Origin of the sequence: uncultured Draconibacterium sp. (assembly GCF_913060805.1) — a bacterium.
Lineage (GTDB): Bacteria > Bacteroidota > Bacteroidia > Bacteroidales > Prolixibacteraceae > Draconibacterium.
Window position 1 is genome coordinate 1 of record NZ_CAJXTC010000002.1, and the last position, 12,294, is coordinate 12,294.

The following is a 12,294-nucleotide window of genomic DNA, read 5'->3' on the forward strand; positions in this document are numbered from 1 at the left end:
GTCCCCGTTTCAATGCCGGTTTGCGTCAACACCCGGTTCAGATTAGGCATTGCATGCCATCTGAACCTTAATTGTTAGCATTAGTATTTTTCTCTAATTTTTTTGTGAGTATGAAGAAATCGACAAGTAACGTGACTGCTATTAGTAAGATAGGGTATATTTTGTCTGCGTAGAAATTTGGTGATATATCGTCATACCAAACTCCATTACGCTTGAAATATGCTTCTAGTATCTCAATCTTATTGTTTTCAAGAATTGATCTTATAATTCCAGAAATGAATCCAAGTCTTATTGTTAGTAAGAGGCATATTTTTAGCGATTTGTAATTAATATCTGTTTTTATATCATTTGCATTTTTAATTACAAGAAAGGATAGTACTAAGATGATTAGCCATACTATTCCATAGAATATAAGTTCTGAGTATTTTATAACTGATACATTCAAATCTTGTCTAATAGCAACCTGAAGTACAGCTTCCTTAAAAAGAGTTATAATTTGAAAAAAGGAAAAGTATATTGCCATTCCGAAAATGATCCAAATAATATAGAAAGGTTTTAGTTTATTCATATAGTTTTAATATTAATGCTAAGTATATGCAAGGTTAATATTGATTATACATCTATTATATCCATATTGATTATTGATCATATACCGTTCTATCTGGTGTGCAAGAATCGTTATCATAATATGTCATTAAAATTAATAAAATTCTTTTGCTATAAACATAAGCTGTAAAAACGGGAATAATACTTTGGGCAAAAGCCGTCTGTGTTTTTAACGGGGGCATGATAAGTTCTCAAATATACATCCCTTTTTTGCACCCATCCTCCTTTCTGAAAAGAGCCATTCCGAATAGCAGCATCGAGAAGGTGGCAGTCGGTAGACGGGCGGAGGATTAGATTACTTCGCTACGCTCGTAATGACAAGCTAGTTCTGGTAATAGGGCAGCGGACATCAAACTATCGTACCGGAACTATTTAGTTCATTGTCCGCTGCCGGATATATGATCAAATTTTGTCATTGCGAGCGAGGAACGAGAGAAGCAATCTAATCAATCCCCCTTTAGTCTCCTCTTCGCCAAAGGGACAGTGCAGCCTGGGTTTCTTTTGCACCGTCCTTTAGGGCGGTGATTGCGGATTGAAAGTATACAGGCTTTAGCCTTTAATTAGGTATTTCAAGGCTAAAGCCCTTTTGTAGCATTGCAACTTTTACACCAGGCTAAAGCCACGGTGCAAAACAAAAAAAGGAAGCAAACCCGAAATCGAGTGCTTCCTTTTTGATTTATTTAAATCGCGGTTAGGCTATTTTTTTGCTGCTTTTTGCATGGGGTTTTCGCCACCACCGGGGAATCGGCCACCACCAAATCTCGATTTATACAGTTCGAAACGAGTTGGCTGCTTTTTCTCAGGCCAGTAGTTGTTGTTTAAATCGGTGTCGGCAGTTTCGCGGTAAGGGTCGAGAATAATTTGCTCTACCTCTTTGCTAAACATGAATACTTTCGATACCTCTTCGTTGTTTTTCCTCCAAATCTCGGCAGGAATATACTGAACATCTTCTGTTCCGTCGGTGAATTCGAATTTCAGGATCACCGGCATTACCAGTCCGCCAAGGTTTTTAAAGTCGATCTGGTAGAAGTTCAGGTTGGCACCCAACAATTCTTTTTCGTCATCGCTAAGGCTTTTTACAAACTTGTCGTATTCCTCTTTGTCCTCTTTGGTTACTTTGTACTGGTCGTAAGTAGTATAGAAATCGGCAGCTTCCGGATTTTTAGCACGGTAAGTTTCTTCGGCAAATGCTTTGTTTCGCATAGTAGTAATTGAAATACCGGCTTCTTCGTCAGTGGCTTTCTGTAATGGTTTTTCCACCTCAGGATCCTGAGTGTTGGCCTGGTACCATTTTACGTTTTCCATCGAAATATCGCAGTGGTCGGTGGTAAAGAACCACCCGCGCCAGAACCAGTCTAAATCAACTCCCGAAGCATCTTCCATGGTGCGGAAGAAATCGGCAGGGGTAGGGTGTTTAAACATCCAGCGTTGTGCATATTCTTTAAAAGCATAGTCGAACAATTCGCGGCCCATAACCGTTTCGCGCAAAATGTTAAGTGCTGTACTTGGCTTGGCGTAAGCGTTGCTACCAAGACTCCAAACCGATTCGGAGTTGGTCATTACCGGCGAAATAAATTTGGTATCGCCACTCATGTAAGGAACAATATTGGCCGGTATTCCGCGCGACGATGGGTAATCGGGTTCCCATTCCTGTTCGGTTAAGAATTGTACGAAAGTATTTAATCCTTCGTCCATCCAGGTCCACTGGCGTTCGTCGGAGTTTACGATCATTGGGAAGAAGTTGTGTCCCACTTCGTGAATGATAACACCGATCATTCCGTATTTAGTGCGTTTGCTGTAAGTGCCGTCGCTTTCGGGGCGGCCACCGTTAAAGCAAATCATTGGGTATTCCATTCCAATGCGGTCGGTATGTACCGAAATAGCTATCGGGTAAGGGTAATCGAAAGTGAATTTCGAATATGTTTTAACAGTATGAGCCACCACGCGTGTTGAGTATTGCTCCCACAGCGGGTTACCTTCTTTTGGGTAGTACGACATAGCCATTACGGTGCGATCGCCAAATTTAACGGCCATTGCATCCCAGATAAATTTACGCGAGCTGGCAAACGCAAAGTCGCGCACATTTTCGGCTTTAAATACCCATGTTTTTTCTTCCTTTACTTTTCCTTTCTCGGCTTTCTCTGCATCTTCCTGCGATACGATGAATACAGGATCTTCAGTATCGGCTTTTGCTTTTTCAAAACGATCCATTTGCTCCTTAGTCAACACTTCGTCGGTGTTCTGAAGAACTCCGGTTGCTCCAACAACGTGGTCGGCAGGAACGGTAAGGCTTACTTCAAAGTCGCCAAACGGCAGTGTGAATTCGCCAGTTCCAAGGAATTGTTTGTGTTGCCAGCCTTCCACTTCGTTATAAACGGCCATACGTGGGTAAAACTGTGCAATGGTATAAATGTAGTTGTCTTCGTCTTTAAAATACTCGTAACCCGAGCGGCCACCATCAGTAAGGCGATCGTTAATGTTGTACCACCATTTTACTTTAAACGTGAATGATTCACCCGGTTTTAATGTTTCCGGCAAATCAACGCGCATCATGGTTTTGTTAATGGTTGCCGGCAAATCGTTACCATCGGCATCTTGCACGTAATCCAGTTTAAAACCACCATCAAAATCGTACATCATGCGTTTCAACTGACCAAATGAAACACGTTGATTCAATCCTGAAGTCATTGTTTTGTAAGTGTCCGAATCTTTTGCACGCATATTCTGGTCGAGTTGTAACCATAAATATTTCAAAATGTCGGGCGACTGGTTGTGGTAAGTAATGGTTTCTTCGCCATAAATTCGCTGGGTTTCGTCGTCCAGCCTGATGCTCATTTTGTAATCTGCCTTTTGTTGCCAGTACTCGTGCCCCGGAGCTCCCGATGCGGTACGGTAAACATTTGGCGTTGCTAACTCTTGTTTTAACTGCCTGAACTTATTCAGGTTAATGTTCTCCTGTGCCAACGAAACAGCACAGGCCGATACGAAAAAGGTAATAAAAAGTGCTAATTTTTTCATTATGTTGTAAAATGTCTAATATCGATGCCAAAATGATAGGTGAGCAAAAGTAACAATACTTTTAACTTATTGTAATTTCTACTATAAAAAATCCAAATTGTTTACAAAAGCTTGTAATGGCTTTAGATTTGTTACACAGCGAAAGTCTAAAAAACAGCCGGTGCTTTGTCTATCATTAAGATTACTGAAATACCGAATGCCATTCCCGATACAAAAATGCGCCAGAAATCGTTTCTTAACCTAAACAGTTGAACGCTAATAAAAAGCAGCGCAAAATAAATGGCAAGTATTAATAGTTGACCAAGCTCGAGGCCAATGTTAAAGGCCAGTAGTGGGGTTAAAATATTCGATTCTCGTCCGAGTAATTCTTTCAGGTAGTTCGAAAATCCCAATCCGTGTATTAGACCGAAAAACAAGGTGAGCACATAAACTACCCGGTTGTTTTTGGCTTTAAACGGTAAAATATTAGCAATGGCCGTTACACAAATGGTGGCCGGTATCAGGAATTCAATTAAATCGGACGAAACATTTACCACCTTTAAGGTAGATAGAGCAAGTGTAATAGAGTGGCCAATGGTGAAAGCCGTAATCAGAATAAAAATCTTTTTAAACTGGGTTAAATTGTATCCGGCACATAACGCCAAAACAAAAACAATGTGGTCGTAACCATGAATGTCAATAATGTGTTTGAACCCCAATTTGAGGTACATCTCGAATAAACTCATAAAATTTTTACTTTTGCCCTATAATTTGAAGGGCATGAAAATAAGTAAAAAATTAATTCTACCGGTTTTGTTTCTTTTTTTAGGGGTGTTTTTTTCAAACGCACATCCTTTTTATGTGAGTATTTGCCAGGTTAATTTCAACGAGCAAAGTCAGTCACTTGAAATTTCGGTAAAGATTTTTGTCGACGATCTGATCGAGGGATTGTCGGAAGAAGGGCACAGTAAACTGTACATTGGCGAAGCGAAGGAAGATGCGCACACCGACGAATACATTTACGATTATTTAAAAAAGAGTATTCGTTTTAAGGTAAACGAAAAAGATGTTGAGCCCGCATTTGTAGGGAAGGAGATGGAGAAAGATGTGGTTTGGACGTATTTGGAAATTGATAATATTGCCGATTTGAACGACATTGAGGTAAACTGTAATTTGCTAACCGATGTGTTTAGCGACCAAAGCAATATTGTGCAGGTAACTAAAAGTGGCAAGACAAAAAACCTGCTGCTGAGTAAACGTGATACAAACGGCCGTTTAAAATTTGATTAAAGCTGAACACGTGTACTATTTATATGTTAGGTTAAATAGTAACTAGATATAATTAACTTTACAACTCATAATAACCGATTATAATGAATCCTTTAGCAATTGTTGGAGCTTTTGTTATTACTCTTTCATTTTTGGCCTACGGTATTGGAAGCATTTCGTTGGTACGATTTAAAATTGTTGGACGACTTGCGGTAGCATTTTTATCGATAGGTGTGGTGCTGGATATGGTTGCCATTGGTTTAATGATGTTGGGATCGAAAGGTAATCCATTTACCTTGCACGGTTTTCTTGGAGCAACAGCGTTTGTTGTAATGTTGGTGGATACTATATGGAGTTGGAAAAAGTATATTACAGATGGTCGCGATTGCAGGGCACGTAAAAATCATATCATTTATACGAAAGCCGCATACGGATTTTGGGTGATGGCTTATTTTACAGGAAGTTTAATAGTAATTTGGAGGTAATATGTCGAATAATGACTGGAAAGAACGATTAGGAGTTGTGTTTTCTACGAATCCTGATTTTAACTACGATAAAGATGAACAGGACGATGAGAACACTTTGCCTGCCAACCAGCAAGATTTGCGGGTTATGTTGGATAAGAAAAAGCGAAAAGGAAAAGCGGTAACGCTGGTAACCGGATTTGTTGGTTCCGACGATGATTTGAAAGAGCTGGGTAAAAAACTCAAATCGAAATGTGGAGTTGGCGGAACTGTTAAAGATGGAGAGATCCTTATTCAGGGCGATTTCTGCCAGCGAATTATTGAGCTGCTAAAAGCTGATGGTTATAAGGTTAAACGATCAGGCGGTTGATTAATCTATAAAGAAGTCAGAACTAATTTCTAAATACCTTACCCTCACTCTTATCTCTCCCTTCTCTGAAGGGAAAGACGATCAGCCTCCACAGGTAACTACGATTTAAATAAATTGATGCATGGATGTGAACAACCACTGTCCAATCGTCCTTCCTTGCGTGCAGGGAAGGATAAGAGGAAGGGTATTAAATGAAAATAAAGAGCCCCGTTCTTATTACGAAGAACGGGGCTTTTTTATGCCATTTAGTTGGCTTTAAAACCATCAGGGCGTTTCCATCTAACCGGTGCAGCCGGTTCAGGTTTTAGCTGAAATTCATTTCCTTTTAGCTTGTCAAGGGCAACTTCCACAGCCTTTTCCAATTGTGGGTCGCGACCCTGCAAAATAAGTTTTGGTTCCTGAATTACTTCAATGTCGGGAGCAATTCCTTCTCCTTCAACGGCCCATTCGCCATTAACATCAAAGAAACCGCCACGTGGTGCTACAATGCGTCCGCCATCAATCAGCGGCGGTGTATCCCAGGTGCCAACTAGTCCTCCCCAGGTTCTGGTACCAATTAACGGCCCAAGATCTTTTTCTTTGAACATGTACGGTAACAGGTCGCCACCCGAGCCGGCACGTTCGTTAATGATCATCACTTTCGGTCCCCAAATACCAGCCATCGGAGTTGTCCACGGACGGTTATCGTTTGCTTTGCTATTGAAATAACCAAGCAGTGTGCGGCTCATTACATCGATCATGTAATCGGCTGCCGAACCACCGCCGTTGTTACGCTCGTCGAGCACAACACCTTTTTTGTCCTGCTGTGCAAAGTAGTAGCGGTTAAACGAGGCAAAACCACCACCTCCGGTATTTGGCAAATAAACGTAAGCCAGCTTTCCGCCCGACAATTCATCTACTTTTCGGCGGTTGTCTTCAATCCAAGCTATGGAGCGCAGGTTGCGTTCGCTTGAAACCGGCTCAACGGTAATTTCTCTGGCATCGTCAATCGAAGTTGTAGCGCCCACTTTAATTAGCGTTTGGCGCCCCGATGTTTGTTCGAAAAGACTGTAAGGATTAATTGGTGCTTTCACTTCCTCGCCATTTACGGTAAGTAGGTAATCACCTTCTTTTACATCAAGTCCCGGAGCAGCCAGCGGTGCTTTAAAATCCGGGTTCCAGCTTTCTCCATTGTATATTTTTGCAATTTTGTAGTAACCGTTTTCTTCCACTAAATTGCAGCCGAGCAGCCCAATTGGTACCCTGTCGATATCGGGCATATCGCCACCTGCAACATACGAGTGACCGATCGCTACTTCGCCGCTGATCATGTCGATAATGTAGTTCATATCGGTGCGGTGGCGGGCATGTTTTACCATTGGCGAATACCAGTCGTAAATTTTGTCCCAGGGTGCACCATGCACATTGTCAACATAAAGGAAATCACGCATAAAACGCCACGAATCATCAAACATTTGCTGGTATTCTTCCGACGGAACGATCTTGATCTTCATATCCGTTTTCAGGTTTCCGTCGCCGTTTTTGGGTTTACCACCGGTGTCTGCAATCGCCCACGAACTGCCTTTGCGATAAAGAACATTTTTTCGGTCGGCAGACGTTACCATATTTCTAACACCGGTTAAAAACTCTTCGGCTTTGTTGTCTTTTGCTTCGTATTTATGAATGGTTAAACCACTTTGGTTAGGAACAGACTCGGCTACAAACACAGTTTTCTCGGGACCTTGAACCAGCCCCATATAATTTCGGGCGGGCATGTTCAGTGCAACAATTCGCTCCGAGATTCCATCCATATCGATGGAAACCGTTATCTCATCCTCTTTTTCCTCTTCTTTTTCACCATTCTCCTTTTCCTCGTCTTCTTTTTTTACTTCTTCGTCGTCGCTGGTTGGCAGAATAGGCGAGGCTTCATATTTCGATAAAACGATGCAATACAAACTTCTTGTAACATCCGGATCGTAAGAACTCATATCGAGCCAGCCGGTTGCCAAACCATAATTTGTACTGGCCAGGATGTACATGTATTTACCGCTCGCATCCCACGCCGGTGTTAACACATCGGCCATTCCATCGGTTAGCTGAAGCGTTTGCTTCGTTTCTACATTGTACACGAAAATGGCTTTAAAACTACTGTTCAGTTGGCGAGCATACGCAATCCATTTACTGTCGGGCGACCAAACTGGTTGCATTTCCCGGTTTGGATGTGCAAAAATATCGGTGCCTACTTTTGTAACCACTCCCGATTCGAGTTCGACTACCCAAATATTGTAATCGGTATCGGTGTAGGTTATTCTTTTTCCATCGGGCGACCACTCGGGGCGGAAATAGAAGGTAGGATTTTCAAGTGCATATGTCTTTTGGTTCTGACCAAACTGATCGGCTACAACCAGTTTATATTCATTGCCGGCGTCGTTAAACCAGGCAATTTTATCTCCTTCAGGTGACCAAACCGGGTAGCGGTCGGCCACTCCCGATGTGTTGGTAATGTTTCTCCATGTACCTTTTTCTTTTGGCACGGTAAAGATTTCGCCACGGTACTCAAACACTGCTCGTTTGCCATTTGGCGAAATATTTGGATTGGTGAGATTTCCGGCAGAAACCGATTCCCAGCGTTCGCGGGCAAAGTTCATATCGCCTTTTACATTGATCGCAAGTTGTTTGTCATCGCCGTTTTCCGGATTTAGCAAATGCAGGTAGCCACCACATTCGTAAACAATGGCATCTTTGCAGGCATCGAGGCTTTTAATATCGAATTGTGCCTGATGGGTGAGTTGCTGTTCTGCTTTCGTTTTCGGATCGAACGACCAGATATTGCTGGCGTAATCTCGCTCCGACAAGTAGAAAACTTTGTTTTTGAACCACACTGGATCGAGGTGGCGTTCTTTTGTTGGTTGCGGAGTACGAATGAGCTCCTTGGTTTTCATATCCACGATCCATACGGGCATTGCCTGTCCGCCACGATAGTTGCGCCACTCAGGGTCCCAAAAAGTAATGGGAATGTAGGCGATCTGTTTTCCGTCAGGAGAAAGTTCGCCAAATGCGGCGCGCGGAATATCAAGTGCTTTTGGCAATCCGCCTTGCATCGATACGGTAAAGAACTTGCTTGTTTGTGTTGGGCGTGCTTCTCTTCCCGAGCGAAACATAACTTTTCCGTCGGGTGTCCAGCCCTGAACAACATCGGCGTCGGGATGCCAGGTTAATCGTTTTGGCGATCCTCCTTCGGCAGGAATTACGTACACGTCGGTATTGCCATCGTACTGCGCCGAAAAGGCAATCCATTTTTCATCGTTCGAAAAATGAGGATTCGATTCCTGACCTTCGTTGGTGGTTAAACGAATGGCATCGCCTCCGTTACGGTCAACCTTCCAGAGGTCGTTGGCATAAACAAAAACAATACTTTCTGCAGAAATTGTGGGCTGACGAAGTAATCGTGTTCCTTGCGCACTGGCAAAGGTTGTAACAACGAACATCAGCAGAATAAAGGATGTTAAGAATTTCATAGAACTGGTATTTGTATGTTAAAATGATTCATTTACTACGATGTGAAAGTCAGTTGATGTACATATTGTTCAATGACCTATGGTATTGGTAGGTTCATCGAATAATTGATTACAGTTTGAAGTTATGAATTTTTTAGGAGAAGCGGAACTACCCGAATAGCTCTTTGATATCATATTGGCAAATCAAGGAGAAAATTTTTGAGCATCTGTATAATGCTGCCGATGTTACTTTGCTTTTTGCCTTATCAGGCGGATTTTACTTTTTTGTCTTGAGACAATAAGTAAACAAAAAACTCAAGGCTGCGCCCGCTTCCCTCGGAAAAGCTACGCAATGCCAGCTAAAATTCCTGAAACTCGTCGTGCCTCCTCAAACATCAGTAATTTTTTAACACTGACACTGCTTGTTTTCCGGCTCACCGGCCGAGGCCGAAGCTTCGAGGTTACTTATCAGTTCTACGAGCAATGCATAAGTGGATCCGGCCTCTTTTGGTCGTTGCCCGGAGTTGAAATGAAACCTTAGTGAGAGCGGGAAGCTCCGAGGAATCGAGGAGATCACCCGTCCGAACTTAGGTTTTATGAAAACGCAGGGGAAGGGCCAAAAGCAGTCTTGACTTTTTTTCTTCGTTTTTGTGTCAAGACAAAAATGAAGGCCTGCGGCAGCAATTATAAAAATATACAGTTACAATCGTAATTCACCGGATTTACGAGTGCATCTTTTATTTCACTATTCGAGTAATTATGACTGAAGTATTCTATGAATTTGATTTATGCATTTCAGGAGAGGGGAAAGCACAAAAAAAGGCCTCCTAAACGGAGACCTTTTCAGTATTGCGATGCAATTCTTAGAATCTTTTTTCTTTGATACGGGCTTTTTTACCTGTTAAGCCGCGTAAGTAGAAGATACGCTTACGACGAACGCTACCACGTTTGTTCAATTCAATACTCTCGATGAAAGGAGAGCTAATTGGGAAGATTCTCTCAACACCAATGTTTCCTGACATTTTACGAATAGTAAAAGTTCTGGTGTTTCCTCTTCCGCGTACCTGGATAACAACACCACGGAATTTCTGAATCCTTTCTTTGTTACCCTCTTTAATTTTGTAGCTAACAGTGATGGTATCACCTGCACTGAACTTTGGGTGGTTAACTTCCACCTCAAATTCTTTTTCTACTAATTTAACTAAGTCCATTTTCTTAATTTTTAATAAGTTGGCAATGTATTCCGCGTCGTTGCAAAACAGAGATTGCATTAAATCGGCTGCAAAAATAGTGTTTTTTTCAATTCCTCAAACACTTTCGCCCTTTATTTTCAATTATTTGATTGGTTTTCAGTCCGAAAACACACTTTTCTTTTAATGGCTGTTGCCTTTTACTTTAAAATGGTCGCCGGTAGCGTTTACAACAGCCTTGTACCACCACTCCGGATACCCTGCAAAAATAGGCGTTGCAGGCATACCTGTTTCGGTGCGTACAAACTCGCCGTTACTTTCGCGTTTTATGTTTCCGTCGGTGTATTTAACAACCAGGTAATGATAAAGTTCTTTCCATCGTTCTGTCATACCTTCGGCTTCGTTAACCGAAAATTCAGTAATAAATTTTCGTGCCTGAGCTTCGTTTGTAGTGTTGTACAAGGTTTCGGCAGCCTGATCAACTACGGGAACAAAAGCCACAAACTTATCTTCCAGTTGACGCTGAACGATTTTTACATCCTTAATCATATCGTTGTAACGCAGGTAGGCGTAGTTGGCCACCTGGCTGAAAGTCCAGAAAGCTGATGTTTCGCTGTAAGTTAGCAAATCGCCGTTGCCCACTGCAAAACACTCGGGAATTTCAGTGATCCCGCAATACATGGGGGCGTAACAGGTTGAATAAGTATCGTCAACGCCAAACCACAGGATTCCTCCAATTGGATCGGGCAACCAATTGCGGCATTGAGCTACAAACGAAAACCCGGTTTGTTGTGTCGAAATTGCACGTTCGTTGCAGTATTCAACGGAATCAACTTCCCATGTTAGTCCGCGCCAGCGGTAGGGTAGTCCGTAAGGTCCGGCTCCCAAATCTTGTGTCATATCCAGTTCTGTTCCTTCAAAGTGATCGCGCATCATTTCCATCACATCCTGAACGCTTAGTTGTTTATCGGGTTTTACCCACAACGGCAAACGGTTTGTTGCGAAATCATTTTCGCCACCTTGCTCTACATTTCCTTTTGCATACTCGGTGTATTCATCCATTCCGCCAACAACTTTGTTAAAACCGGCCCAAACACGGGCATCGCAAAAACGTGCGGCACCAAAATCAACCGGTGCATAAACATCAGAAAAACTAAAATCTTTATTGGTGCCCATGAACCAACCTTTTTCGCGGGCAAACGAAATTACATCTTTAGAATACAGGCAGTTTTTTGAGTCGTTTAAAGGGAAAGTTGTAATGCGGGCCTGGTTGGCGTGTCCGCTTATAAAACCGTCGGGAATACGTTGTGCCACCCAAACGGCGCCTTTTTCGCCTTGTCCTTTACCGATCATTTCCAAAATCCACACTTCTTCAGGATCGGCAATTGAAAACGATTCGCCCGAGCTGTAATAACCAAATTCTTCAACAAGACTGGTCATCACCTCAATGGCTTCGCGGGCTGTTTTGGCGCGCTGCAAGGTTACATAAATCAAACTGCCGTAATCCATAATAGCACCCGGCTGGCTCGATAACTCGCTACGTCCACCAAAAGTAGTTTCCGAAATGGCCAATTGAAATTCGTTCATATTGCCAATTACACCATATGTATGCGCCGGTTGCGGAATTTCACCCAAATAAATGCCGGTGTCCCATTCGTAAATCTTACGCATGGCACCTTCGGGGTGATCGGCTGCCGGTTGATGATACAACTCGCCGTATAGCGTGTGCGAATCGGCCGCGTATGTGATCATCGTTGATCCGTCGATAGTAGCGCCTTTTGAAATTAAAAAATTTGTACAAGCATTTGATGTCTGCTGATTTAAAAGAATGAATGCCAGAACAAGCATTCCTACAACCCTAATCTTCCTCATTTTTAAGTCTGTTTTATTTCAATCAATGAGGCAAAGATAATGAAATGAAA

At 42.4% G+C, this 12,294-nt stretch carries 9 protein-coding genes; 3 read left to right on the plus strand and 6 right to left on the minus strand.

Annotated elements, in window-relative coordinates; all coding sequences use genetic code 11:
- Positions 1 to 67: 67 nt before the first annotated feature.
- From QZ576_RS01310 to QZ576_RS01320, 3 genes are all read right to left on the minus strand, one after another.
- Complete coding sequence (locus QZ576_RS01310) at positions 68 to 568, minus strand: hypothetical protein (RefSeq protein WP_297093584.1); 501 nt, start codon at positions 566 to 568, stop codon at positions 68 to 70.
- A 734-nt stretch (positions 569 to 1,302) separates the two neighbouring features.
- The gene (locus QZ576_RS01315) at positions 1,303 to 3,624 is read right to left on the minus strand and encodes a M1 family metallopeptidase (protein ID WP_297093585.1); all 2,322 of its coding nucleotides are present in this window, start codon (positions 3,622 to 3,624) and stop codon (positions 1,303 to 1,305) included.
- A gap of 146 nt (positions 3,625 to 3,770) precedes the next feature.
- Positions 3,771 to 4,349: a HupE/UreJ family protein gene (locus QZ576_RS01320; protein ID WP_297093586.1), complete on the minus strand. Its 579-nt coding sequence runs from the start codon at positions 4,347 to 4,349 to the stop codon at positions 3,771 to 3,773.
- Positions 4,350 to 4,383: 34 nt separating this feature from the next.
- On the opposite strand from QZ576_RS01320, the gene QZ576_RS01325 reads away from it, so the two are divergent.
- From QZ576_RS01325 to QZ576_RS01335, 3 genes are all read left to right on the plus strand, one after another.
- Positions 4,384 to 4,893, plus strand: coding sequence for a DUF6702 family protein (locus tag QZ576_RS01325; protein ID WP_297093587.1), 510 nt, complete (start codon positions 4,384 to 4,386; stop codon positions 4,891 to 4,893).
- A gap of 83 nt (positions 4,894 to 4,976) precedes the next feature.
- Positions 4,977 to 5,357: a hypothetical protein gene (locus QZ576_RS01330; RefSeq protein ID WP_297093588.1), complete on the plus strand. Its 381-nt coding sequence runs from the start codon at positions 4,977 to 4,979 to the stop codon at positions 5,355 to 5,357.
- Between the two features lies 1 nt (position 5,358).
- On the plus strand, positions 5,359 to 5,706 hold the full coding sequence (locus QZ576_RS01335; RefSeq protein ID WP_297093589.1) for a translation initiation factor: 348 nt from the start codon (positions 5,359 to 5,361) through the stop codon (positions 5,704 to 5,706).
- A gap of 245 nt (positions 5,707 to 5,951) precedes the next feature.
- On the opposite strand, the gene QZ576_RS01340 is transcribed toward QZ576_RS01335, so the two are convergent.
- The 3 genes from QZ576_RS01340 to QZ576_RS01350 form a co-directional block, all read right to left on the minus strand.
- The gene (locus QZ576_RS01340) at positions 5,952 to 9,203 is read right to left on the minus strand and encodes a S41 family peptidase (RefSeq protein ID WP_297093590.1); all 3,252 of its coding nucleotides are present in this window, start codon (positions 9,201 to 9,203) and stop codon (positions 5,952 to 5,954) included.
- A gap of 842 nt (positions 9,204 to 10,045) precedes the next feature.
- The gene (gene rplS / locus QZ576_RS01345; protein WP_297093591.1) at positions 10,046 to 10,393 is read right to left on the minus strand and encodes a 50S ribosomal protein L19; all 348 of its coding nucleotides are present in this window, start codon (positions 10,391 to 10,393) and stop codon (positions 10,046 to 10,048) included.
- Positions 10,394 to 10,555: 162 nt separating this feature from the next.
- Positions 10,556 to 12,244, minus strand: a complete 1,689-nt coding sequence (locus QZ576_RS01350; protein ID WP_297093592.1) for a C69 family dipeptidase — start codon at positions 12,242 to 12,244, stop codon at positions 10,556 to 10,558.
- Positions 12,245 to 12,294 lie beyond the last annotated feature (50 nt).

Bases quoted from the DNA above. Each gene is read 5' to 3' on its own strand.
- QZ576_RS01310 (WP_297093584.1), bottom strand. From the start codon at position 568: ATGAATAAACTAAAACCTTTCTATATTATTTGGATCATTTTCGGAATG.
- QZ576_RS01315 (WP_297093585.1), bottom strand. From the start codon at position 3,624: ATGAAAAAATTAGCACTTTTTATTACCTTTTTCGTATCGGCCTGTGCT.
- QZ576_RS01320 (WP_297093586.1), bottom strand. From the start codon at position 4,349: ATGAGTTTATTCGAGATGTACCTCAAATTGGGGTTCAAACACATTATT.
- QZ576_RS01325 (WP_297093587.1), top strand. From the start codon at position 4,384: ATGAAAATAAGTAAAAAATTAATTCTACCGGTTTTGTTTCTTTTTTTA.
- QZ576_RS01330 (WP_297093588.1), top strand. From the start codon at position 4,977: ATGAATCCTTTAGCAATTGTTGGAGCTTTTGTTATTACTCTTTCATTT.
- QZ576_RS01335 (WP_297093589.1), top strand. From the start codon at position 5,359: ATGTCGAATAATGACTGGAAAGAACGATTAGGAGTTGTGTTTTCTACG.
- QZ576_RS01340 (WP_297093590.1), bottom strand. From the start codon at position 9,203: ATGAAATTCTTAACATCCTTTATTCTGCTGATGTTCGTTGTTACAACC.
- rplS (WP_297093591.1), bottom strand. From the start codon at position 10,393: ATGGACTTAGTTAAATTAGTAGAAAAAGAATTTGAGGTGGAAGTTAAC.
- QZ576_RS01350 (WP_297093592.1), bottom strand. From the start codon at position 12,244: ATGAGGAAGATTAGGGTTGTAGGAATGCTTGTTCTGGCATTCATTCTT.